The sequence below is a fragment of the Absicoccus porci genome, assembly GCF_003725415.1.
GTDB classification, from domain to species: domain Bacteria; phylum Bacillota_I; class Bacilli_A; order Erysipelotrichales; family Erysipelotrichaceae; genus Absicoccus; species Absicoccus porci.
Genome location: NZ_RJQC01000005.1, coordinates 62,941 through 87,764, shown reverse-complemented (window position 1 = coordinate 87,764; position 24,824 = coordinate 62,941). Strand labels below are relative to the sequence as shown.

Here is a 24,824-nt window from a genome sequence, read left to right as displayed (position 1 = left end):
GAGTATTTAAGATTTTGGGTGGGATTTCACTAATTTGTGGATTCCACTCTTTTTTTGTATTTAAGATTTTAGGTGGTTTTATTTAAGAAATAGGGTGGAATTATTTAAGATTTAGGGTGGAATCCATTGCCTCCAGATGGTATAATGTTCTTGAATTGAAAACCATCTTTAAGATTTAGGGTGGGATTATTTAAGATTTGGGGTGGAATATATGCCAGACAACTATGATATTGGTTTGCCTGAGTTTGATGTTATTGACCGAAAAGAGTCTTCTTCTGGCGATTATGTCTATGTTCTGAAACTGAAAGACGAACTTAAAGAACAATATAAAACATGTCCTCAGTGTGGAGCTAGAATGCATGTTCATAAAAAGAGTGTTAGAAAGATTAGAGACCTGAATGAACGTGGGCATAACGTTGGATTGGCTATTCAAACATCACGCTATAGATGCAGTAATAAAGACTGTGGCTACATTTGCAGCGAAGAGTATCCATCTATAGATTCTGGAAAGATGACTATTCGTTTAAGAGAAAGTATCAAAGAAGATGCTTTTCTTGCGCCGTTCAAAGAAGTTGCTGACAAATATGCCTTGTCGGTTCCAACTGTAGCACTTTTATTCAAAGAAAAAGCAGATGAATTAAGAAAAGAAGCCGAGGCATATGCACCAAGAGTTTTAGGAATTGATGAGGTTCATCTTGATAGAAAATACTACGGGGTATTTGTTGATATCGAAAGACATTCAATCATAGAGATAACTAAAAGCCGAAGCAAAGCTACTGTTAAAGCTTATATCAACAGTCTTCCAAACAAAGAAAACATCATAGCTGTAACTATGGACATGTGGGCTCAATACAGAGACGCAGTACACGACACATTGCCTGGTGTTCCTGTTGTGATAGACAAATTCCACGTTATCAAAGAGCTGAATGTCCAAATGGACGCTGTCAGAGCTTCTATCTCAAATGATATACGAGAGCGAGAGGCTAGAACGGCTCTGAAAAATAATCGTTTCCTTCTATTAAAAGGAACTGAGAACCTGACTCCATTACAGGCTCAAAAGCTAAGAGAGTTATTAGAAAAATACCCTATGTTTAGTGACCCTTACGATATGAAGGAAATATTCAGAGCCATCTATCTTTCGGAATCAAGAGCTGAGGCTGAAGCTACTTATGAAGAATGGGTTCGCATCCTCCATGATGAAAAGCATCTGACTTGCTTCGACAGCTTTATCAATACCGTAAATCGTTGGCATACCGAGATATTCAATTACTTTGATTATCCATATACAAACGCTCAGACTGAAAGTATGAACAACAGAATCCGTGAAATTGATGGTGCAGGCAGAGGGTACAGTTTTGAGGTATTACGAGATAAGATGGTGCTTCGTCCATACGTTGCAAGACGCTCAGGAGCTGTTGACTTCAGCGTTTTAGATGAGGATGATTAGATGCGAAAATATGACGTAGGCGATATCGTTTTCTTCATATCAAACGGATATCACATCAGAGAAGCTACCGTGATTCGTGCTGGTGGAGGTTTTTGTACGATTAAGTTCAATGACAATGAAACTCCAGCAGGAACTAGAGTTAGAGAATCAAAATTATTCAAAACTAAGCAAGAAGCTGAATTTGTAGTTCAAAAAACACATAACACACTGTTATACTAGGCTTTGTTGGATGAGCCGTAAATCTTAACCCTTGTAAATCATCCAACACTTCTAATTCCTAGAGCTGGCATTCAACCCTTTCTGTCAGCTCTTTTCTTTTGCATTTTCTCAAACAAATTACCAAAATTCACGTTGTTTTCACATTGAGTTGCTACAATGGATTGTAGGAGGACTTAAATGATGAGCAACAAACGTATATTACCGTCCATAGGACTAGAAGGAACAAAGGAAGAACTACTTGAGTTCTTGTCTGATTTTGAAATCAACAAGATTGCCATCTCGTTCGTAGACAATCTAATGGTTTTCACAACATCAGTTCCCGTAGATGATGAACTTATGACGATATATGAACAAGCTTATGGTATCTCACAGGCAAAATAAAAGGCTCTAATCAAACGACTAGAGTCTTTTTGTTAGCAGAACATCTGCTGTAATAATCCCTTTTTAAGCTCCTTGTATCCATCAATCTCTTTCTGTTGAATGGTGATAAGGTTATCAAGGTTGGAGAAGTGTTCAGCTATTTTAAATTGTTCTTCCTGAGAAGGAAGTTGAATAACTAAATCAGTAAGCATATTTAAAACGATATAAGGAACTCCACTTCCTCTAACTTCTTCGTAAATTTTACAAGGTAATGTGACTCCTATAGAAGAATAAAGGAATTGTCTATTTGCTAAAAAATTCGTTAATATATATGTTCTTTGATACGCATTAAAATATCCATCAGCTAAGTGTAAATATCCAACGTTGGCACCATTTCCAGCGATGGTTATTGCTGGACCACTAAAAGCAGCTTTGTCAATTTTATACACATCAATTCCAGATGTATAGAAATCATATTCACCATCAGGATTCATAGCATTTGCATCAAGCTTGCCTGTCGTTATATCGCAGAGTTCTCCAAGCTTACGTTGTTCCCAATCGCCAGTAAACTCTGGGAAACGAATTTCTGGAACTTTCTCGCCTTTTTTAGGGAACATTTTCTGCAGCATTCCTTGTTTTAGTTTCCTATAACCTTCTAGCTCTTTTTCGGCTGATTGGATAAGGCTGTCGAGTTCAGTGAACAGGGAGGCAATTTTTTGTTGCTCTTCTAAAGAAGGAACATAGGTTTTAACATTATTGATAATGACTTTGGACAGGCTTGGAACTCCAGTGGATTCGTCTTTCTTTTTCCAATCAACATTTTGAAATAAACAATTAGTAAAGGTTAAATCAAATCCTTCATTAGGAATACAATAAAACAAAGTATCAACAGTCCAAAATGGAGCTCTTAAAATATATGGCTTATCTATTGTTCCTTTACGGCCTATTCCTACAGCATCTTCACTTTCTGAAAGAGCTTGATTGACACTTAGCATATAGCCTCCTGTTCCGTATACTGGAACGTTCCCACTCTCTAAATGCTTGTAATCTTTTCCACTCCCTATAGTAACTACATCTTCAAACTTATGCTGTTTCCAATCACCCGTAAATTCAGGGAATCTTAATTTAGGTTGTTTCATTTTTTCTCACCTCATCTTTCTGTGCTTACCATCAGGTTAGAATCGTACTTTTGTAAATAAGGTTCAATCAAATTAATTCTACTAACACTTAAAACACTTACACGTGGTAAATCTACTTTGTTATTTGACCACCATTTGTACGGGCAAAACCAAATTAGATAATCTAAGTCTGAGTCTTTTAATGTTTGAATAAAGTCAAAATCTAGAAAACAGTTGTGCACACGTGCTTCTCCGTTTTGATTCTCGATAAACACTCTTTTTTTATCCTCGTTTTCACATTGCACATATCCAGAAGATTCATCCAAGACAAGAAATATCGTTTTATAATTAGGATGGTTTTCTTTATATATTGGAATACTTTTCAGATGTTTATTAATAACACGGGAAAATGAGGATAAATAAAAATTATAGTTATGGTCTTCATTGGTAGGTAAATCCGTTATAGCATTTACAACAATATTTTGGGTATTAGGGAATGTATTTAGAACACCTAACTTTTTTAATTCATTCTGAATCTTGCTTTCTTTTATGTTTGTTGGATTTATAAGCTTACCTTTATCACTTAAATGTGAATGGTCATCAACTCTCATCACATCCATCATGATATGTAAAGAATCATTATAGTAATCAGGCGGAGGGTCAGCTTTCCCTGCTGAATAATGCCATTTTATGAATTTGCTTTCTAATAATAACGACTCCATAATTTCTTTTTCCGAATCGTCCTCTGTCATAAGCCATATTTCAGATGTAGGAACACGTTGTAACATCTGAATAATATTGTTTTCATTATCTAAATAATTCATTATAAATCCTTTAATCCTAACTCACGAAGCATCTGATTTACGACGTCTAATGTGTTCTGCTTCTGCTCTTTAGCATCTTTAATTTTGCTACGAACATCATCTAAATCAATTGGAGTTTCTTCTTCAAATGTATCTACATAGCGAGGAATGTTTAAATTGTAGTCATTAACTTCTTTAACTTCAGACAATGGGGCTTTATACGCAAATTTATCAACATTCACACGGCTCTTATAGCATTCTACAATTCGCGTGATATCTTTCTCTTCCAGCTCGTTCATGTTTTTACCCTTTTTGAAGTATTTGCTGGCGTCCATGAAGAAGATGTTGTCTGAATCTCCATTACGATTCTTCTTTAGAATCATCACAATCGTAGGAATTGAGGCACCATGAAACAGGTTGGCAGGAAGTCCGATGATTGCATCCACAACATTCAATGTTCCAATCAAGTATTCACGAATCTTCTTTTCAGCTCCACCACGGAACAAGACCCCGTGTGGGAGTAGTACGGCAATTCGTCCATCATTTGACATGTGATAAACCATGTGTTCTACGAATCCTAAATCGGCATAGCTTTTAGGAGGTAAGGCACATGACGCAAATCGAGGGTCATTTTCAAAGGACTTTGAAAAATCGAATTTTAGGCTGTAAGGCGGATTCGCTACCTGCAACTGGAATCCTTCAGAAACGTTTTTGAAGTTATCATGAGCTAAAGTATCATCGTTATAAGTTGTGAAACTTCTATAAGGGATGCCATGCATCAACAGATTCATACGAAGTAGATTATAGGTTACTCCGTTCTTTTCCTGAGCGTAAAAATGAGACACATTATGAGTAGAAAGTTCTTTCTGAACTTCAAGAAGTAACGAACCAGAGCCAGCCGCACAATCACATACGGAATGAGCACTTTCTAGTCCAACAGTGACTAGCTTTGCTAAAAGTTCAGACGCACATGTAGGGGTAAAGAACTCGCCACCTTTTTTACCAGCATCGGAAGCGAATAAAGCAATCAACTGCATATAGGCTGTTCCAAGTACATCAAACTGAGCATCTTTGAAATTAAATGGAATATCTCCAACTTTTAACATAACCTTTCCAATCAATGCCGTTCTTTCAGATACTTCTTTTCCTAAATCCTTATCCTGAAGGTTCATATCATCAAATAACTTATCAAAAGCTGCTTCTGATTCCTGTCCCAATGTAGATTTTGTTAATTTCTGAATTGCCTTTTCAAGATGAGCAATAGAGAATGTCTTTCCTTCGATTTCATCAATCATAGACTTGAACAGATATTGAGGTTCGATGATATATCCAAGATGGTCAATAGCCCATCCCTTTACTACATCTGAGTATTCTGGATTTTTTAATGCCTCAATGTATGTGATTCCATCCTGAGCCAAAAGGTCATCCATATAGTTTTCTGTTCTTTCAGATAAGTATCTATAGAATATAATCCCTAAAATATAGTCCTTAAACTTTGAGGAATCCATGCTTCCTCTTAAATCGTTAGCAATTGCCCATAGGCTTTTTGCAAGCTCTTGAGATTTCTGATTAACATCTTCTGCTGCCATTTAGCGTCCTCCTTTATGAAAAGCGAAGGACAACCATTAGTTGCCCTCAGCTGTAAATTTGTCAAACATATCTTCAATGAATATTTGTAAATCATTGATAATTTTTGTTGTTTTAAGTAATCCAAGATTCAACGATTTGATTTGATTTCGAATCATTTCTCTTGAGATTGAGTTTTCATCCGTAAAATACTTGTTCAATAAATCTGAGACAAGCTCTGCACTGATTCCGTGGTCTTCGGCAAAGTTCTTGATTGATGATTCAAGCATTTCTCGTTCGTACTGTTCGAATGCCACTTCGATATCCTCATCAGGGTCCAAATCAAAGAATCGAGTCGTAATGAAGCTTTTCATGATGTCCTGTTTGTAACGCATCTTTTCGTTATCCGAACGCTCAATTTCACGAAGAACCAAATCAATTGATTTTTCCATTTCTTCCTTGTTGTTTCGGTTGATATCTTTCAAAAGGTTCAAGATGTAGACTACATTAATTTTGTCTGTACGAACCAGCTCGATATTGAAGTCGATGTCAGCAAGAATGGATTCCTTGCCGGTCTTTTCGCTTTTCTTCATTTCATCATAGAAAGTCAAATACCATCCTTTGTAATCAGCATAATTCTGTTCATCAAGGATTGCGTCGATATCGTCCCAATCAAATTTACTGAACGTCTTTAGCACTGCCAAAGTATGAGCAATCTTACGGAAAGCAAATACATAGTCACGCTGTTGATTCTCATCAATCAGCTCACCAGCGTCATCTGGAGTTGGTGTAATTTGACGTAAATCCTCACATTGTTTACGATACTCTGATAGATAGTATTCGTAAGACTCCAACAAATACTCATTTGGGTCCCCATCACCAGAGAATAACTTCAAAGCGTCATCCTGAGCCTTTTTGATATTACGGTATGTGATGATTTGACCAAACTGTTTTGTCACTTTGCTGACACGGTTTGTACGGCTGTACGCCTGCACAAGATTGTGCCATACCAGATTCTTATCCAGAATCAAAGTATTTGTAGCCTTGCTGTCAAATCCAGTAAGGAACATATCTACAACAAGAAGTAAATCAACCTGTGGTAAATCCTTTTGCTTTAGACGTTTAGCAATATCTTTACGATAGCCATCAAATGTGTCAATGTCAAAGCTTGTACCAAATACCTCATTATAGTCCTGCATGCATTCTTCCAAATATTGTCTAGAATACTTATCCTGTCCTTCATCCAAGTCCTCATTTGCTGTGAATGTAAAGATAGCTGCGATTTTCTTGCCGTCAGGATTATGGTTCTTCATATAGTGATAATATTCCATCAAAGTGTTGATTTTGTCCGTAGCGAAGATAGCTGTATAAACATCTTTACCTTCAGGATGTGTGTGTCTATCCAAGTTCTTTAAGATATCATCGGCCACAAAAGCAATACGTTGAGGGTCGTGATACAACTCATCAATATTGATGTGATGTTGCTTACAGTATTCAGGGTCATCAATCTTAGTTGGGTCTAAACCTTCCTTTTGAATCTGTTTTGCTGAGATGGAACGCATATATTCAACAGAGAAACGAAGTACGTTACCATCGGCAATCGCTTCCTTAATCATATATTTGTGAATACATGAATCTACTTTGTCACCAGAATAGAACACATCCGCTGTTGTTCTGCCTGTAGCTCCTTTATTTTCTTTGAAGATAGGAGTTCCAGTGAATCCGATGTAGTTTGCATTCTGGAAGTGTTTCTTGATATCAGCATGCATCTTTCCAAACTGTGAACGATGACACTCATCTATGATGAAGATACATTTCTTTGTTTTGTATGTATCCATGATATCTGTATAACGCTTGTTTTTTAGGGCGTTAGCCATCTTTTGAATCGTTGTGATAATCATCTTTTTAGATGAATCTTCAAGCATTTTAACAAGCTCTTTCGTGCTGTCTGTGGCATCTACACAACCTGGGTCAAAACTATTGTACTCATCTACCGTCTGGTCATCTAAATCCTTACGGTCAATCAGGAAGAATACTTTGTCAATTCTACGGTCGTCTCGAAGCGTTGTAGCAAGCATGTAGCTGGAAATCGTTTTACCACTACCTGTACAGGCAAAATTGAAACCGTTCATATTTGAAAGCATGATTCTATCAATCGAACGCTTAACAGAGTAGATTTGATAAGGTCTCAAGACAATCAACGTTGGCTCTGTTTTCTTGATAATCATGAACTTTGTCAACATCTCTGTAATGTTGAATTTCGTTAGGAAATCAGACGTAAACTCCATCAATCTGTTGATTCTCTTGTTTACACTGTCAGTCCAGTAGAATACCAGTGATTTCAATACGTTCTGCTCTTCGCCATCAACATCGCGTTCGTTTACATTGGCAAAATACTTTGTTTGTGTACTGTTTGATACAACGAAAATCTGGATGTATCTGAATAATCCTTTAAATGAGAAGCGTCTGTATCTGTTGATTTGGTTGACTGCTTCATTAATTTCAACTCCTGGACGTTTTAATTCAACTTGAACAAGAGGTAATCCATTAATCAATAAGGTTACATCATAACGATTCTTGTAGACAACATCCTTCATGTGAGCTTTATCCATCGTTATTTGATGTGCTACCTGAAATATGTTACGAGTCGAATCATCTGTTATGAACTCTAAATAAACGCTCTTTCCATTGTCCAACTCTAGAACCCATTGTTCTCTTAATATCTTGGCTGATTCATAAACGGTATGACCATCCAATCGAAGCATGACTTTATCGAACTCTGCATCAGAAAGTTTCGCTTCTCCCTTAGCTTCTTTTAATACTTTTTCATTCAGCTTGCATAACTGAATTCTGAAGTTCTTGATTACATCATCATAATTGTTTAACTGGACATAGTCATATCCCATAGTAGTAAGTTTATCAATAAAGATATCTTCTACTTCATATTCACTTTGTGCTCTAGGCATATCTTAGCCTCCTTTATGGATTTAAAATCCCACCCTAAATCTTAAATATAGTATACCATATTTCGCAGTCTGTTCTCAATACAACAATATGTTATTTTCCACCCTAAATCTTAAATAGAAAAATGAGTATAAAAAAAGAGAGTGGAAAAAACCACCCTAAAAATTAAATACCCATTTTTCTTTGTACTTGATACATTGTTTCCACCAATTCTTTTGGTTCTAAATGAATGATTGCTGAAATGTTTTTTCCCCTTGTGCTTTTATTATGACGATGAATACATGTATAAACAATTAGATAATAGGAGATATAGGTAAATACAGAAATAAATATTGTGAATTAAAAAGGAAAATACTTTGAAATCCAAAAAATAAAAAGGACTACCAAATCTGGGTGGATATTTTCAGTACGTGTGATAGTCCAGATTGGTTGTCCTATCTTCATTATTATGTTCTGTTCGTGAAATACAATGATGATATTTCTGAATTTCCAAAAACAATAAGAAAAAGTTGGTATAATAAAAAAATATGAACATTTCTTGGTAAAAGTTATGAAGAAAAAAGAAATACGCCAAAATCAGATTTATCAATGATTGGTTGAGAGAGGGACCATGCGTACGCGAGATATTGCGGAACAATTTCATTTGAGCAATGAAACATTGCAAATGGATTTGGTTGAAATGGAGAAACAAAAGCGGATCATACGAAATCATGGGTATGTACAGAGTCTGACCAATTTGAAGGAATTGCCATTGAAATTGCGTGAAAAAGATAATGAAGCTGATCGCAAAAAAAGTGGGAATACGAGCTATGCAGATGGTACAAGATCATCAAACGTTTTTTATTGATTCAGTTGCTTTTTGGTGTACCCGTATTGGCCATGAAACAAGACATTACGGTTGTGACAGATAGTATTCCTGTTGCGTATGAAACGGGTTTGATGGATATCCAAACGATATTATGCGAAGGACCGGTTAAAAATGAAAGTTTGCGTATCAATGGTCATCGAGTAACTGAAATCATTGACACCATGGATTTTGATTTTGTTTTCTTGAGTACCGATGGTATGGACATTCCGAATGGATTTACTATTTATTCCTATGATGAAATAGAAATTAAGAAGCGTGTCATGACGCGATTCAAGAAATCAGTCGTGGTCATGGATTGTTCGAAGCTTTATAAAAGGGCGCGTATACATTTTGTGATATGCAGAATGTGGATATTTTAGTTACCAATACACTGACGGAAAAAGAACGTGAATGGATAAAAGATATTCCAGAAATCATTGAAGTGGAATAAATTTTCGAAAAAATTTGGCATAATAAGAAAAAATGATATAATAATTTTGCTTTGCAAAGGGAGAGACAGAAATGGCAAAGAAAAAAGAAGTGCGGCAGAATCAGATTTATCAGTTATTAGTTGATAATGGTCGCATGCGCATCAAGGATCTAGCGGATCAACTTCATGTGACCACGGAAACGTTACGTACGGATTTAGTGGATTTGGAAAAACAACGACGAGTTGTTCGTGAACATGGATATGCGCACAGTCTTTCCGAATTGGAAGAATCGCCTCTTCAATGGCGAGAAAAAGAAAATGAAACCGATCGAAAAGCCGTTGGTATTCGAGCTATGCATTTGGTCGAAGATAATCAAGTGATCTTTTTAGATTCTGGTTCAACCGTTTTGCTTGGGGTACCTGTTTTAGCAACCAAACATGGCATCACTGTTGTGACCAATAGTATTCCTGTAGCCTATCAAACTGCGTTGATGGACATCAATACGATCTTTTTGGGTGGACCTGTTACCAATATTGGTTTACGAACCCATGGCCATCGCGTTGTTGAAGCCGTTGATGAAATCACTTTCGATGTAGCTTTACTTGGTAGTGATGGCATTGCGAATGCACATGGTTTCACCATTCTTTCTTACAATGAAATTAATATTAAAAAACATGTCATTGCTCAGTCAAAAAAATCGATCGTAGCAATGGACAGTTCGAAATTTAAAAAGAAAGCTTCTTTTGCGTTCTGTAATTTTCGAGATATAGATACATTAGTGACCAATCACGCTTCGGAAAGTGATAAAGAAATCGTGAAAGAAATACCCGAAATTATCGAAGTTTCTTAATATTTTTGTCGGCATACATGGTATATATAATTGGTATATAAAATTATGGTAAATTATGTGAACAAAAGATTGAAAGAGCTTACAAACCGTGCTAACATGAAGAAGTAAAAAGACGGAGGACGAAACAATGAAATATGTAATTATGGTAAGTCATGGTGAATTTGCACCTGGTTTACATTCAGCTGTCAAAATGATGACTGGTGATCGTGATGATGTACTTTCAACAAGTTTGAAAGACGGAATGAGTGCTGATGAGTTTGCAGAAAACTTCAAGACTCTAACAAAGGATATCAAGGATGATGATCAAATTATCTTATTAGCGGATATCTTGAGTGGATCTCCATTCACGAACGCATTGAATGTACTTTCTGAACGTGGCTTGCTAGGAAATACATTGGTATTGGCCGGAATGAATATGCCAATGGCTATCACAGCTGTTTTGATGAAAGACAACTTTGATGATTTCGATGCTTTGGCAGAAACATTGTTGAGTGAAGGTCGTTCTGGATTGACTCGCTTCACAGTTGAAGACGACGAAGACGCAGACGACGATATTTAAAAAAGCTTTAGACATTCATTATAATATTCGAATGTCGGGATAGAAACTAAAGGAGGAATAATATAATGATTAGTTTCGTACGTGTGGATGACCGTATTATCCACGGTCAAGTAGTTACAAGATGGTCAAAAGAATATCCTTGTGACGGTATTATTGCAGTTAATGACAAAGCTGCTACTACGCCTGTTTTGAAAAAATCTTTCCAAGCAAGTACTGATAAGAAAGTCTTTGTTTGGACAATGCAACATTTCTTGGATGTCCAAGAAAAAGTATTGAAGTCTAAAAAACAATACTTCTTGATCACTAAGAACCCTATCGATATGAAAAAGATCTTAGTCGACAACAAATTCGTACCAAGTAATGTAAAACGTATCATCATTGGACCATGTAATGATCGTCCAGGTGCTACAAAGCTTGGTAACAACCAAAGTATCACACAAGAAGAAGCCGATGCATTGGAAGCCATCACACAAGCTGGTTATGAAGTTGAATTTGCATTGGTTAAAGAATCTTCTATTGGTACTTGGGACAAATTCAGATCTAAATTTGGTTACTAGAAGAAGGCAGCTTCTAGTAAGCATTTAGATAAATAAAAATAAGGTTTAAAGGAGAGAAGAGTTATGACTTTATTTCAAGCTATTATTATTGGTATTTTAAGTATGTTAGCTGCTTCTACACCTGCCATGGCCGGTACTACAATCGGTAACTATACGTTAAACCGTCCGCTAGTTGCTGGTTTGCTATTGGGTATCGTCTTCGGAGATCTTCGTGGATGTATCTTGATCGCAATGCCTATGCAAGTTATGTGGATTGCGTTGGTTACTCCAGGTGGAACCGTTGCATCTGACTTGCGTGCCGTTTCTTATATTGGTATTCCATTGGCATATGTAGGTGCACGTGCTGCAGGTATGGATTTTGGTGGAAAAGATGCACAAGGTTTGGCATCTTCAATCTCTGCCATGACTGGTGTTATCGGTATCACATTGTTCTATTTAACAGCAATGATGAATTTGATCTGGCAACACTGGGGCTGGGCTCAAATTGAAAAAGGAAACATTGAATGCGTTGGTAAAGTTGATGCCGTACTGCCTTGGATCACTAACATCGTTATTTCATTTATCCCTGTTACATTACTTTGCTACTATGGTTCAGGAGCCGTAGAAGAAGTATTCAACAACTTAAATACTTCTGTATGGTATGTAAAAGCTATCTTAACAGTCGGTGCTATTTTACCAGCTGTAGGTATCTCTATCTTGTTGAAGTCTGTAATCACTAAGAACTCTGACTTGATCTACTTCATGTTCGGATTCGCAATGGCAGCTTCTATGGGATTAACATTGTTGGCAGCAACTGCAATCGGTGGTGTATTCGCATTGATCGATTACAAGATGGCTATGAATAAGATTGAATTGTTAAATGCTGGCGCTGGTGCTGGTGGTATGGATGACGACGATGAGGAGGATATTTAATCATGGCTGAAAAGAAAAAACTCTCTGAAAAGACGTTAAATACTACATTCTGGCGTTGGTGGTATGGAAACTTAACATGTTTCTCTCAAGAACACATGCAGACATTTGGTTACATGTGGGCTATGCTTGCTCCAATTAAAGAACTTTACCCAAATCATGATGATCAAGTAAAGGCTATGCAAGCTTATACTCCATTCTTCAATACCGAACCACAAATCGGTGGTATCGTTGTTGGTATTACTTGTGGTTTGGAAGAAGCTCGTGCAAACGGTGCTGAAGAAATCGATGATGAATTTATTAACTCTATTCGTGCAGGTTTGATGGGACCTCTTGCCGGTATCGGTGATTCTTTGATCGTTGGTACATATATCCCTATCTTACTTGGTATCGCATTAGGATTAGCTGAAGGTGGATCTCCAATTGGTCCTCTATTCTATATCGTTGTTTGGAATGTAACTGAAATCTTGTTTGAAAAATTCATCTTCAAGAAAGGTTATGAACTTGGTGGTTCTGCTGTCGATGTATTAGTTGGTGATAAAGCGACTGCTTTCCGTGAATCTATATTGGTTTTAGGTCAAGTAATCGTAGGTGCTATGGCTGCTTCTTGGGTAACTGTATCATCTCCATTAGTCATCGCAAAAGACTCTACTGGTGCTGATGTAACATTGATCTCTCGTTTGGATGGTGCGTTCCCTAAACTATTGACTTGCGCATTCGTATTATTAGCATGGTTCTTACAAGCTAAGAAAGGTATGTCTGCAGTTAAAGTATTATTGTTGTTCGTTGTCATCGGATTCGTTGGATCTGTTATCGGCGTATTAGGTTAATCTTTAACGATATGCAAAGCGGAGGCTTTAGCCTCTGCTTTTTTTCTTAAGTAAAGGAGTGATCAAATGAGTAAGTTATCACATAAAGAAAGAGAACAATTGGCAACGATCATTGATCAAGAAAATGCCATGTTAAAACGTGTTCGTAGAATTATTCGATGGGAAACGATCTTATTAGTTATATTCGTCATTTTATATATCTGGGGTGCTTACATCACAAATGATGCATTCCTACCAAATATCAGTCCTGGTCTAAAAGTCGTCTTTCGATGGATTGGCTTGATTGGTACCATTGTTTTTGTGGTATTGATGATCTTATCGTTTATATCGTATCGAAATGGACGACGGGGCTTGCTCGCAAAAATTGATTTGTATCAAGGAAAAGAAGAGAAATAGTGATGACATAGCACGAGCTATGTCTTTTTTTGACTATACGAATAAGGTATTGATATAATAGTGCCTAGAAGGTGCATATATGAAAAAATTATCCATTACGATGTATTCCAGTGCCGATAAAGTGGCTGGACAAGGTGTAGGCAGTGCCTATAAAGAACAAGTTCGCTTAGTAAAAGAAGGCGCATCCGACCTTTTTGATGTCCGAATCAACGATTGGAAACATCGAAGTGATATTCAACATTTCCATACAGTTGATCCGCAATTCTTTGTGAAGATGCACGATCATCGTTGTGTCAATATTGCCTATTGTCATTTTTTACCTGATACATTGGAAGGTAGTCTCCAATTACCTGGGGTTGCGTTTAAGGTATTTAGTAAATACGTGGTCCAATTCTATAAAAGTGCCGATCGACTAGTCGTTGTCAATCCAAGCTTTATTGATGATTTGATCGCTTATGGCATTGATCGTAAAAAGATTTACTACATTCCAAACTTTGTATCCAAAGAACAATTTTATTCAAAATCAGAAGAACAAAGAAATTCGATTCGAAAAAAATATGGCTTTGGTCCCAATGATTTTATTGTGTTTGATGCCGGACAAGTACAAACCCGTAAAGGTGTTTTAGACTTTGTCGATGTGGCAAAAAAGTGTCCAGAGTTTCAATTTGTTTGGGCAGGCGGTTTTTCATTTGGAAAAATTACCGATGGCTATGAAGAATTGAAGAAAGTACAAGAAAATCCACCAAAAAATGTACATTTCTTAGGCATTGTCCCTCGAGAAGAAATGGTGGATCTCTATAATATGGCCGATGTTCTTTTCATGCCAAGTTATAATGAATTATTCCCAATGACCATTTTAGAAGCTGTGAATTTAAACATTCCATTAGTCTTGCGTGATTTGGATTTATACAAAGACATCTTATTTGACCATTATTTACGTGGCAATGATAATGACACATTTGCTCAATTACTGCGTAATTTACATGATGAACCCGCTATTTATCGAAGTGCACAAGCGGATTCGCAAGCCATCAGTGACTACTATTCAAAAGAACATGTATTAGATATGTGGCGTAAATTTTATCTCGATGCATATGCAGAAAAACATCATAAATAGGAGCGACTATGAAAAATCAAAAATATGTATGGAACATTGTTTTGGTTTTAGCTATTACAGTGATTGCCCTATACTTTGCCCTGAAAGATAATTTTAATACCATCGTTCATGCCATTCTATCCATGAATATCCTATCTCTATTGGTCGTGCTTTTTTGGGGTGCCCTCTTTACAATCGTGTGGGGATTTGTCTATGTGGTATTAGGCAGAAAATATATTCCGAAATATTCAATTAAAGATGGCATTGCGGTCGCATTTGTTGGAGCTTTTTTTGCGGGAATTACGCCAAGTAGTACCGGTGGACAATTTGGCCAAGTCTATATCATGAAGAAACAAGGCATCAAAGTCAGTGATTCTGCCAGTATTCTATGGGCGGATTTTATTATCTATCAAACCACGATGATGATTTATGTGACCATTCTCTTTATCTTACGATATGCCTATTATCGAAGTCAAAGTGGCTGGTTTCGCATCATTTTTTTAGGGTATTTGATCAATCTAGCCGTTATCATTGTGCTTTATACGATTGCGCTATTTCCGAAAGTTTATATTCGGCTGACCGGAAAATTAGCGAAATTCATGGGACGGTTTAAATTTATCAAAGATCCAGATCACATCGTTGATTCTTGGACCATTCAAGTGACCCAATTCACCAAAGAAGCCAAAGCTCTGTCCCAAGATAAACGACGCATCATCCTTTGTACATTCATCAATTTGGTTCGTTTGACCCTTTTATATTCCTTGCCATTTGCGATTGCGTTGGCCTTGCATATTCAAATCCCGATGAGTAAATTATTAGATGTGATTGCGCTCTCCAGTTTTGTGATCATCGCCAATAGTTTTATTCCCATTCCCGGCGCTAGTGGAGGGACCGAAGTCGTCTTTACCTTATTATTCCGAGGATTAATGGGATCCCTAACCGGAGCCGTTATGATCTTATGGCGATTCTCTACCTATCATGTTGTCGTTTTCATTGGTGCCTTTATTTTTATCATTATGCGCAGCTATTATGATCGACAAGCGAAAAAGGAGGTATCCTAATGCGAATAGGTCTATTTTCCGATGCTTATTTACCCGATATCAATGGTGTTGTCTCTAGTGTAGCGACGTTAAAAGCCGCCTTAGAAAAACTAGGACACACCGTTTTTGTGATTTCAAACCATAAAGGAATGAATATAGAATACGATGAAGAAAATCATATTCTCCATTTACCAGGCATCGAATGGAAAAAGATGTATGGCTATAAAATTTCCAGTCCCATTCAAGTCATGGGTGAAAACTATATCCGCAAAATGAATCTGGATATCATTCATGTACATACCGAAATTGGTATTGGTCTTTTTGCACGCCAAATGGCAAAAAAATATAATATTCCCCTCGTCTATACATACCATACCTTGTATGAAGATTATGTGCACTATGTCAATCCTAGAGAAATTGAATCCGTCGATCATACCACTAAGCGAATCGTTCGCTTTTTATCCAAAGTAGCCGGCAATGGCCCAATGGCCGTCATAGCCCCCAGCAATAAAACGAAGAAAGCCTTACTTTCCTATGGGGTAACGACACCAATCTATATTGTCCCTACAGGCATTGATCTCAGTGAATATAAGATTTCCAATCTAGACCCAGAAAAAGTGAAAGCCGTACGAAAATCTGTACATATTCCCGAAGATCACCATGCGGTTGTTTTTGTTGGTCGTATTGCCAAAGAAAAATGTATTGAAATGCCAATCGAAGCTTTATCCATCTCCAAAGATCCCTTGTTGGAATTGGTGATCGTGGGAGCAGGAACCGATGAAAAATATTATCATGAATTAGCCGATCAATATGGCGTTTCGAATCGCATTCACTTTACCGGCAAGATTGCCAAAGAAAAAATCCCCTATTATTATGCAGCCTTTGATTGTTTTGTATCCGCTTCTTTATCCGAAACCCAAGGAATGACGTATCTAGAAGCCTTGGCCACGGGACTGCCTGTATTTGGCCGTCGGGATGAAGTATTGGACGGCCTCATTGATGAAGGCGTTACTGGCTATTATTTTGACGATGCCAATGAATTGGCTCAAAAATGGGAAGTTTTCTTTAGTCAATCGGAAGAAAGACGCAAAGCAATGACACCACTCTGTGAAGCTAAGACCAAAGACTATGATACCGAATTATTTGCCCAAAAAGTCTTAGCCGTTTACCAACAAGCGATGGATGACTATCATATGGCCTATCAAGTCATCAAAATTGATTTCTTACAGAGTGACTTTGTCCAACTCACCGTAAAACGCAAACACGATGAAGAAAGCATTAAGATTAAAATTCCAGATGATGATTTCTTTGACTTGAAAATTTCAGTCAATACGATTTTAGACGCTTATACAGTAGAAAATTATGTCAATATGCAAGGCTATTATGAAGCAGTCATAAAAGTCCAACGACATCTATCCAAAGCAGATTATTCCAGCTATGAAATTTTACAGTATTGTCAAAGACGCTTGAACTTAGATGCCCAAACCAGTCGTTCGATCGTTCGAAACTTTGAAGATGCTCGCTTGATCAATGATCATCAATATGCGATGGAAAAAGCTTTGGTTTGGCATAGTTATGGCCAAAATAAGCTTATGATCCGAAAGAAATTGGAAAAAGCCGGTATTCATGGCGAATTATTGGAACAAGCTTTGGACCAACTATCCGATACCGATGAAGAAATCAATGCCACCGAAATGGCCAAGCGCTTATTAAAAGGTATCAAAGCCCAATCGGAACGCATGATGCGGCAAAGCCTGATCAATAAATTGATCAAGAAAGGATATTCGGTTGATATTGCGCATCGCGTTGGAGAGTCGATTGAAATTGATACGGATGAAAACGAAGCCTTAAAACAAGCGGTTGCCAAAGCACAACGCCTATATGGCAATAAACCATTAGATGACAATGAAAAATTACAGAAAGTGCGTTTATATTGTATGCGAAGAGGATTTACATCTTCGCAAATTGAAAATGCCTTGGAGGAAATAAATGATTAAAGATATAAAAGATGCAGGAAAATACAAGATCATGTGTATGATTTCCAAATGTGATCAAAGTAAAACCAATAAGGGAACCCCTTATTTAAATATGATTTTAGAAGATGCGAGTGGGGTCATAGATGCCAAATTTTGGAATCTGACCGAAGAACAAGCCAACCAATATAAAGTCGGCATGGTCGTAGAAGCCATGGGCGATGTGATCTTATATCGAAATGCCTTACAATTTCGAGTGCAAAGATTAATTGAACACCCCGAAGAAAATATTACTGACTATGTTCGCCAAGCCCCAATGAAAGCCAATGAAATGCAACGAGAAGTTCATCAATACATTGTTTCTATGAAAGACGAAACATTAAAACTTGTCACAGAAACGATTATTTCTCGCTACCAAAAGGATTACTATACCTATCCAGCGGCAACTCGGAATCATCATAATTTTGTCGGTGGATTAGCGTACCATTCTTTAAGCATGGCGCGCTTAGCCGATCATATTGCGAAACAATATCCATATTTAGATCGTGATTTATTGATTAGTGGTACACTCCTTCACGATGTAGGCAAGATCATTGAATTTTCCGATCCCGTCTTACCGGAATATACAGCCCAAGGAAACTTATTGGGACATATCAGCATCATGAATTGTTGCATTGATGAAGTGGCTCATGAATTCGGAAAAGAAAACGAAGAATCGATATTATTGTTGAAACATATGATTTTATCGCATCATGGGAAACAAGAATTTGGATCACCTGTTAGTCCAATGATTCCGGAAGCGGAAGTGTTATCGATCATTGATGATTTGGATGCACGCTTGTTTATGATGCGTGCCAGTCAAGAAACAACGGAACCAGGTAAATTTGGTCCGCGTGTATTTGCCCTCGAAGGACGCATGATCTATCGTAGAAAGGATGACAAATAAATGAAAATTGGATTTGTATCATTGGGATGTGCCAAAAATCTGATTGATTCCGAAAATATGATGGCCATGTTGAAAAGTGAAGGCCATGAAATCGTACCGGATCCGAAACAAGCGGAAGCGATTGTTGTGAATACATGTGGCTTTATTGCTTCGGCCAAAGAAGAATCCATCCAAACGATTTTTGAGATGGCAAAATATAAAGAAAAGGGATTAAAAAAATTGATCGTATGTGGGTGTTTGGCTCAACGCTATCAAGAAGCCTTAGAACAAGAAATTCCTGAAGTCGATGCCATCATTCCCATTCGTGACTATGATAAATTAGCCGATCGTCTACGTCCATTATTAGGGGAAGGCGATCAATCCCTAATTTCAAAGAGTGAGCGCGTATTGACAGGCAATCCTTGGCAAGCTTACATCAAGATCAGTGATGGTTGTTCCAATCATTGTGCATATTGTGCGATTCCATTGATTCGTGGGGAACAAAAATCACGAACGATCGAAGACATTGTGAAAGAAGCTGCGTTCTTAGCTTCCATTGGCGTCAAAGAATTGACCTTAATTGCGCAAGATACCACAAAATATGGTTTGGATAATTATGGGGAATACAAACTGGGTGATTTGATTCGTGCCATCAATCAAATTCCGGGATTCCACTGGATTCGTATTTTATATATGTATACAGATGAAATTGTGGATGATGTTTTGGATGCGATGAAGGAAAGTAAAAAAGTGGTTCCTTATTTTGATATTCCAACCCAACATGCATCCACCCGTATGTTGAAGCGAATGAATCGTCGATCTTCTCATGAAGAAGTCAAGGCCATTACGGATAAGATTCGTAAGATGTTTCCAAATGCGACATTACGAACAACATTGATCGTTGGTTTCCCAGGGGAGACCCAAGAAGATTTTGATGAGATGATGGATTTTGTGAAAGAAATCCAATGGGATCGCATGGGTGCATTTACCTATTCTCAAGAAGAAGATACGCCAGCCTATGATATGGATGGTCAAGTTCCACAAGAAATTATGGATGAAAGACTCGCTCAATTGATGCAGGTACAGGAACAAATTTCGTTTGAAAAGAACCAAGCAAAAATTGGTTCTACCGTTGAAGTCTTGGTGGAAGAACAAGAAGCGCTAACGGGGCGTTATCGTGGTCGATCCCAAGCGGATGCCCCGGATGAAGTGGATGGTCAAGTCATCTTTACAGCCGATAAAGACATCCCCATGGGCAGTTTTGTGCGAGTGAAAGTAACCGATGCACGCGACTATGATTTGATGGGCGTATGTCAAGAATAGAAGGATTGGGACAAGTCGTTCATGGTCAGGATCGGATATTGATCTTAGGTTCGATTGCGAGTGTCGAAAGTTTGGCCAAGGGCTATCATTATGCCCATCCTTCCAATCGGTTTTGGAAAGTGTTGGCACAGATTTATCAACAACCCATCGATACCCTAGAAGATAAGAAACAAATCTTAGCCGATCATGCGATTGCACTATGGGATACTTGTCGTTCTTGTCAACGAGAAGGCTCTGCGGATGCTTCCATCAAAGCCATTGAACCAAACGATATTCCTGCGTTTTTAAAAGCGAATCCATCGATTGAAACGATTGTATGCAATGGCAATGTCAGTTATCAAACCATGAAGAAGACGTATCCACAAATACAGTGTATCAAGTGTCCATCGACTTCAGCGGCCAATGCCCGTTGGTCTTTGGATGCGTTAGTAAAAGAATATGGAAAGTGGTTAAAAAATGAGTAAATTATATTGGGCAAGAGTGAAAAAGGAAGCCATCATTCCGACCAAACGGTTGGAAGATGCAGGATATGATTTATATCCATGCTTTGAAGAAGAGTATTTAGAAATTGCACCGGCACATACAAAATTGGTTCCATTAGGGGTAGCCAGTGCTTTTGATGCCGATTATGTCATGGTCTTAAAAGAAAGAGGATCGACGGGAACCAAAGGTATGGCTCAACGAGCTGGTGTCATTGATTCAGGCTATCGCAGTGAATATATGGCTCCTATCACGAATGTGAATGATAAACCAGTAGTCATTGCGAAAAAAGCGGTCGCTGATCAATTTGATTCGGAGGAATACATTGTGTATCCCTATGAAAAAGCGGTGTGTCAAGGTGTATTGGTCGTGATGCCACAATTAGAAAGTGAAGAAATTGATCTAGCAGATCTTCAAGCCATGCAATCGGAACGTATGGATGGAAGATTGGGTAGTTCCAATAAATAAAGGGATGTTTCAAATCATCCCTTTATTTTTGTTCTCTAATAATCTTACCCAGTTGAATGATGATTGTTGGCAAGATGGCCAAGCCGCCAATGGATACGATTTGCTGCATTGTTAATGGCGTTACTGAGAATAGATTGTGTAAACTTGGTACAAACAAAATCAAACTTAAGAAACAAACACCCAACAAGAAGGCATACAAACTGTACCAGTTGCGTTTGAAGCCCAATCGGAAGATACTGTGTTCATTCCGGCAGTTGAAGCCATGAAATAAACGAGCCAGTGTTAATGTGGAAAAAGCCATAGTACAAGCGACATTCGGGTTGGTTTGTAGACCCATTTGATAAGCAAAAATCACACCGATCGCAATCAAAGCACCTTGTAAACTGAATTTTTGGATAAAAGGTTGATCCATAAATCCAGCTTTGGGATCTCGTGGTTTTCGATCAAGAATATCTTTTGCACCAGGTTCCATACCAATGGCTAAAGCGGGTAGAGAATCGGTTACTAAATTGATAAAGAGCAATTGAACGGCTTTAAATGGTACGGGTAAAGCGAAGATTGAGGCATACACAACCGTAATGATAGCGGATAAATTACCGGATAATAAATATAGGATTGCATTCTTGATATTTTCATAAATGGTACGGCCATTCGCTACCGCTTTGATGATGGTCGCAAAATTATCATCCGCTAAGATCATGCTGGCCGCATCTTTGGATACTTCGGTACCCGTAATACCCATGGCTACGCCAATATCGGCTTTCTTTAAGGCAGGTGCATCGTTAACACCATCCCCCGTCATCGATACGATTCGTCCTTTTTTCTGCCAAGCTTCTACGATACGAATCTTATTTTCTGGCGATACACGAGCATATACCGAAATTTTTTCGATGTTTTGATCCAATTCGGCTTCACTCATGGCATCCAGTTCTAAACCGGTTACGGCTAGATCCCCATCTTCAAAGATACCAATACGACGAGCAATAGCCGTTGCCGTTACTTTATGATCCCCTGTGATCATGATGGTACGAATGCCGGCTTTTTTGGCTTGTGTCACCGCATCGATGGATTCTTGACGAGGTGGATCCATTTCGGAAATCAAACCCAAGAACGTAAAGCCATACTCGGTATCTTTGGAAAGTGATTCATCGCCTTCTTTGTAGGCAAAGGCAAGAACACGTAAACCCGAAGCCGAGAATTCTTGATTCTTATCCAGGATTTTTTGTTTGCGAGCGGGTGTCATGGGATGAATGCCATCATCCAAACGAATGGATTGGCAACGATCCAATAAAACATCTACGGCCCCTTTGGTGAATGTTGTCGTAATGCCATGAATCTTATATTGGGTACTCATCAGTTTACGATCCGAATCAAAGGGGACTTCTTCCATTCGTTCTAAGGCATCACGTAATTGATTTTCTGTTAACGAAATCGTATCTTCATCAACTTGAATACCAGGTACTTTTCGATACATTTCCAATAAGGCATATTCGGTTGGATCGCCGATTCCTTTGCCATCGACCAATGAGGAATCGTTATTCAATACGGCATCATACAATAGATAACGATGCAGTTGATTGTGAAGATCTAATGTTTTTGATGTATAGGTTTCATCACCTACATAAATATCTTCCACTGTCATCTTATTTTGGGTGAGGGTACCGGTTTTATCGGAACAAATAACGGATACAGAACCAAGGGATTCAACAGCGGCTAAATTTTTGATGATTGCATTTTCTTTGGCCATGCGTTGGGTACCCATTGCTTGGACAATGGTAACGATGGAACTGAGTGCTTCCGGAATGGCAGCCACGGCCAATGCCACCGCAAATAATAAGGCATCCATCAATGGTTGACCACGTACGATCTGCATGCCAAAGATGATGGCACAGATGATCATGATCACGATGGCCAGTTTGGAAGAAAAATCATCCAAAGTCACTTGAAGTGGGGTTCGTTTTTCTTTGGTGGCATTCATCAAAGAAGCAATTTTACCAATTTCCGTTTCCATGCCTGTGCCAGTCACTAAGATTGTTGCTCGACCATAGGTGACTAACGATCCAGAATAGACCATATTTAAGCGATCACCAAGAGGAACTTCATGATCAAATTCGACATCGGCTTTGTCCACATTGGTGGATTCACCGGTCAAGGAAGATTCATTCACTTGAAGGGAATAGAGGTCTAGGATGCGTCCATCCGCAACAACCATATCACCGGCTTCAATATTCATGATATCACCGGGTACAACTTGTGTGGATGGAATCTCAATCAATTGCCCATCGCGTAAGACTTTGGCACTGGGACTAGATAAGGAACGGAGGGAGGCCAAAGATTTTTCTGCTTTGATGTGTTGAATCGTGCCTAAAACCGCATTTAATATAAGGACGACCAGAATAACGATCGTACTTTCCGCATCACCCATTGAAGCGGAAATCAAAGCAGCAATGATCAAGATGATGACCATCAAATCTTTGAATTGCGATAGAAAGACCTGGAGGGTCGTTTGTTTCTTGGTTTCTTCCAAGGCATTGGGGCCAAACTTTTGAAAACGGGAATTGGCTTCTGTGGTCGTCAAACCTTGGGGACTAGAATCAAGCGCTTTTTCAATTTCACCTTTTGTCTTTAAGTAAACGTCTTTCATATGTGTACCTCCTTAATAAAAAATGGTGAGACTATTGCATACCAAAAAAGATATACAATAGTCTCACCATTTAAACTTACAGCGGAAATAAAATTTCGTGGTTGACGCCATAAGTGCAGATTCTGCTGGTTACTCCCTATTTCATTTTCATTGAAACACAATTCAAAATGGATTGCAATGAAAAGTTTTTATAAAAAATATTTGCAATCATAAGAAGGCTATGTTATATTATTAAGGCACTGATAAGTGTGAAAAAAATTCAAATATGCGCCCATAGCTCAATTGGATAGAGCGTTTGACTACGGATCAAAAGGTTGCGGGTTCGACTCCTACTGGGCGCGCCATTTATTTTTAGTAAGTATCGGGACGTAGCACAGCTTGGTAGTGCACTTGATTTGGGATCAAGGGGTCACAGGTTCAAATCCTGCCGTCCCGACCATTTATTTAAACTTTTGGCTGGGTAGCTTAGTTGGCTAGAGCATCCGGTTCATACCCGGAAGGTCGTGAGTTCGAGTCTCACCTCAGCCACCAACGAGTTGAATTGGACCCTTAGCTCAGTTGGTCAGAGCATCCGGCTCATAACCGGCGGGTCGTAGGTTCGAGTCCTACAGGGTCCACCAATATACAAAAGAATCTCCTTGGAGAAGTACCCAAGTGGTTGAAGGGTCCGGTCTTGAAAACCGGTAGGTCGTTCGCGCGGCGCCTGGGTTCGAATCCCAGCTTCTCCGCCATTTGTCACATCGCGGGATAGAGCAGTCTGGTAGCTCGTCGGGCTCATAACCCGGAGGTCGTTGGTTCAAATCCTTCTCCCGCAACCATGTGGTCTCATAGCTCAGTCGGTAGAGCAAAGGACTGAAAATCCTTGTGTCGCTGGTTCGATTCCGGCTGAGACCACCATTCATCAGAGATTGTCCCTAGATTTTATCTAGGGACTTTTTTAATGAAAAGACAAATAAACGAATATAAACAATCATAAATATTAAATATTCGAAGAATTTTATAACAATTTTCCTTTACAA

23 protein-coding genes and 7 tRNA genes are annotated in these 24,824 nt (G+C 38.3%); 25 read left to right on the top strand and 5 right to left on the bottom strand.

All coding sequences use genetic code 11. From position 1 onward, the window contains the following. Positions 1 to 211 precede the first annotated feature (211 nt). From EDX97_RS11185 to EDX97_RS11175, 3 genes are all read left to right on the top strand, one after another. Positions 212 to 1,447, top strand: a complete 1,236-nt coding sequence (locus EDX97_RS11185; protein ID WP_128521239.1) for an ISL3 family transposase — start codon at positions 212 to 214, stop codon at positions 1,445 to 1,447. Beyond that, positions 1,448 to 1,666, top strand: a complete 219-nt coding sequence (locus EDX97_RS11180) for a hypothetical protein (protein WP_128521238.1) — start codon at positions 1,448 to 1,450, stop codon at positions 1,664 to 1,666. A gap of 180 nt (positions 1,667 to 1,846) precedes the next feature. Then, positions 1,847 to 2,047 carry a hypothetical protein gene (locus tag EDX97_RS11175; protein ID WP_148039814.1) on the top strand — a complete coding sequence of 67 codons (201 nt, stop codon included), beginning with the start codon at positions 1,847 to 1,849 and terminating at the stop codon, positions 2,045 to 2,047. 32 nt (positions 2,048 to 2,079) lie between these two features. Here the strand turns inward: EDX97_RS11175 and EDX97_RS11170 are convergent, their stop codons facing one another. From EDX97_RS11170 to EDX97_RS11155, 4 genes are read right to left on the bottom strand one after another with little or no spacing between them, the layout of a single operon-like run. Continuing rightward, on the bottom strand, positions 2,080 to 3,165 hold the full coding sequence (locus EDX97_RS11170) for a restriction endonuclease subunit S (RefSeq protein ID WP_128521236.1): 1,086 nt from the start codon (positions 3,163 to 3,165) through the stop codon (positions 2,080 to 2,082). Between the two features lie 11 nt (positions 3,166 to 3,176). Continuing rightward, on the bottom strand, positions 3,177 to 3,968 hold the full coding sequence (locus EDX97_RS11165) for a hypothetical protein (protein WP_128521235.1): 792 nt from the start codon (positions 3,966 to 3,968) through the stop codon (positions 3,177 to 3,179). Beyond that, positions 3,968 to 5,536, bottom strand: coding sequence for a type I restriction-modification system subunit M (locus EDX97_RS11160; RefSeq protein ID WP_128521234.1), 1,569 nt, complete (start codon positions 5,534 to 5,536; stop codon positions 3,968 to 3,970). Before EDX97_RS11160 ends, EDX97_RS11165 begins: the two co-directional genes overlap by 1 nt. Positions 5,537 to 5,572: 36 nt before the next feature. Beyond that, positions 5,573 to 8,479, bottom strand: a complete 2,907-nt coding sequence (locus tag EDX97_RS11155; protein ID WP_128521233.1) for a type I restriction endonuclease subunit R — start codon at positions 8,477 to 8,479, stop codon at positions 5,573 to 5,575. Between the two features lie 608 nt (positions 8,480 to 9,087). On the opposite strand from EDX97_RS11155, the gene EDX97_RS11150 reads away from it, so the two are divergent. From EDX97_RS11150 to EDX97_RS11080, 15 genes are all read left to right on the top strand, one after another. Next, positions 9,088 to 9,324, top strand: coding sequence for a DeoR family transcriptional regulator (locus EDX97_RS11150; RefSeq protein WP_128521232.1), 237 nt, complete (start codon positions 9,088 to 9,090; stop codon positions 9,322 to 9,324). Between the two features lie 32 nt (positions 9,325 to 9,356). Continuing rightward, the gene (locus EDX97_RS11145) at positions 9,357 to 9,704 is read left to right on the top strand and encodes a DeoR/GlpR family DNA-binding transcription regulator (protein ID WP_148039813.1); all 348 of its coding nucleotides are present in this window, start codon (positions 9,357 to 9,359) and stop codon (positions 9,702 to 9,704) included. 142 nt (positions 9,705 to 9,846) lie between these two features. Continuing rightward, complete coding sequence (locus tag EDX97_RS11140) at positions 9,847 to 10,605, top strand: DeoR/GlpR family DNA-binding transcription regulator (protein ID WP_128521230.1); 759 nt, start codon at positions 9,847 to 9,849, stop codon at positions 10,603 to 10,605. Between the two features lie 127 nt (positions 10,606 to 10,732). Next, positions 10,733 to 11,164 carry a PTS sugar transporter subunit IIA gene (locus tag EDX97_RS11135; RefSeq protein WP_128521229.1) on the top strand — a complete coding sequence of 144 codons (432 nt, stop codon included), beginning with the start codon at positions 10,733 to 10,735 and terminating at the stop codon, positions 11,162 to 11,164. 65 nt (positions 11,165 to 11,229) lie between these two features. After that, complete coding sequence (locus EDX97_RS11130; protein ID WP_128521228.1) at positions 11,230 to 11,721, top strand: PTS sugar transporter subunit IIB; 492 nt, start codon at positions 11,230 to 11,232, stop codon at positions 11,719 to 11,721. A gap of 63 nt (positions 11,722 to 11,784) precedes the next feature. Further along, a complete protein-coding gene (locus EDX97_RS11125; protein ID WP_128521227.1) occupies positions 11,785 to 12,633 on the top strand; it encodes a PTS sugar transporter subunit IIC in 849 nt (282 codons plus the stop codon). 2 nt (positions 12,634 to 12,635) lie between these two features. Further along, the gene (locus EDX97_RS11120; protein ID WP_128521226.1) at positions 12,636 to 13,460 is read left to right on the top strand and encodes a PTS system mannose/fructose/sorbose family transporter subunit IID; all 825 of its coding nucleotides are present in this window, start codon (positions 12,636 to 12,638) and stop codon (positions 13,458 to 13,460) included. A gap of 66 nt (positions 13,461 to 13,526) precedes the next feature. After that, the gene (locus tag EDX97_RS11115; RefSeq protein ID WP_128521225.1) at positions 13,527 to 13,856 is read left to right on the top strand and encodes a hypothetical protein; all 330 of its coding nucleotides are present in this window, start codon (positions 13,527 to 13,529) and stop codon (positions 13,854 to 13,856) included. Positions 13,857 to 13,935: 79 nt separating this feature from the next. Further along, positions 13,936 to 14,973 carry a glycosyltransferase family 4 protein gene (locus tag EDX97_RS11110; RefSeq protein WP_128521224.1) on the top strand — a complete coding sequence of 346 codons (1,038 nt, stop codon included), beginning with the start codon at positions 13,936 to 13,938 and terminating at the stop codon, positions 14,971 to 14,973. An 8-nt stretch (positions 14,974 to 14,981) separates the two neighbouring features. Continuing rightward, positions 14,982 to 16,013: a lysylphosphatidylglycerol synthase transmembrane domain-containing protein gene (locus EDX97_RS11105; RefSeq protein WP_128521223.1), complete on the top strand. Its 1,032-nt coding sequence runs from the start codon at positions 14,982 to 14,984 to the stop codon at positions 16,011 to 16,013. Further along, entirely contained in the window at positions 16,013 to 17,989 is a 1,977-nt protein-coding gene (locus EDX97_RS11100) for a glycosyltransferase (protein ID WP_128521222.1), read from the top strand. Before EDX97_RS11105 ends, EDX97_RS11100 begins: the two co-directional genes overlap by 1 nt. Further along, positions 17,982 to 18,911: a 3'-5' exoribonuclease YhaM family protein gene (locus tag EDX97_RS11095; RefSeq protein ID WP_128521221.1), complete on the top strand. Its 930-nt coding sequence runs from the start codon at positions 17,982 to 17,984 to the stop codon at positions 18,909 to 18,911. The genes EDX97_RS11100 and EDX97_RS11095 overlap by 8 nt, the downstream gene beginning before the upstream one ends. Then, positions 18,912 to 20,213 carry a 30S ribosomal protein S12 methylthiotransferase RimO gene (rimO, locus tag EDX97_RS11090; protein WP_128521220.1) on the top strand — a complete coding sequence of 434 codons (1,302 nt, stop codon included), beginning with the start codon at positions 18,912 to 18,914 and terminating at the stop codon, positions 20,211 to 20,213. Further along, on the top strand, positions 20,201 to 20,677 hold the full coding sequence (locus EDX97_RS11085; RefSeq protein ID WP_128521219.1) for a DNA-deoxyinosine glycosylase: 477 nt from the start codon (positions 20,201 to 20,203) through the stop codon (positions 20,675 to 20,677). The genes rimO and EDX97_RS11085 overlap by 13 nt, the downstream gene beginning before the upstream one ends. Further along, a complete protein-coding gene (locus tag EDX97_RS11080; protein WP_128521218.1) occupies positions 20,670 to 21,161 on the top strand; it encodes a dCTP deaminase/dUTPase family protein in 492 nt (163 codons plus the stop codon). The genes EDX97_RS11085 and EDX97_RS11080 overlap by 8 nt, the downstream gene beginning before the upstream one ends. Before the next feature lie 22 nt (positions 21,162 to 21,183). Here EDX97_RS11080 and EDX97_RS11075 read toward each other — a convergent pair whose 3' ends face one another. After that, positions 21,184 to 23,805 carry a cation-translocating P-type ATPase gene (locus EDX97_RS11075; protein ID WP_128521217.1) on the bottom strand — a complete coding sequence of 874 codons (2,622 nt, stop codon included), beginning with the start codon at positions 23,803 to 23,805 and terminating at the stop codon, positions 21,184 to 21,186. Positions 23,806 to 24,072: 267 nt separating this feature from the next. Here EDX97_RS11075 and EDX97_RS11070 point away from each other — a divergent pair. The 7 genes from EDX97_RS11070 to EDX97_RS11040 all read left to right on the top strand — a co-directional run bounded on the left by EDX97_RS11070 (position 24,073) and on the right by EDX97_RS11040 (position 24,702). Next, positions 24,073 to 24,149, top strand: a tRNA-Arg gene (locus EDX97_RS11070). Positions 24,150 to 24,167: 18 nt separating this feature from the next. Continuing rightward, positions 24,168 to 24,244: transfer RNA gene (locus tag EDX97_RS11065), tRNA-Pro, on the top strand. A gap of 15 nt (positions 24,245 to 24,259) precedes the next feature. Next, positions 24,260 to 24,336: transfer RNA gene (locus tag EDX97_RS11060), tRNA-Met, on the top strand. 12 nt (positions 24,337 to 24,348) lie between these two features. Beyond that, a tRNA-Ile gene (locus EDX97_RS11055) sits at positions 24,349 to 24,425 on the top strand. A gap of 20 nt (positions 24,426 to 24,445) precedes the next feature. After that, positions 24,446 to 24,536, top strand: a tRNA-Ser gene (locus EDX97_RS11050). A 10-nt stretch (positions 24,537 to 24,546) separates the two neighbouring features. Then, a tRNA-Met gene (locus EDX97_RS11045) sits at positions 24,547 to 24,623 on the top strand. A 3-nt stretch (positions 24,624 to 24,626) separates the two neighbouring features. After that, positions 24,627 to 24,702: transfer RNA gene (locus EDX97_RS11040), tRNA-Phe, on the top strand. Positions 24,703 to 24,824 lie beyond the last annotated feature (122 nt).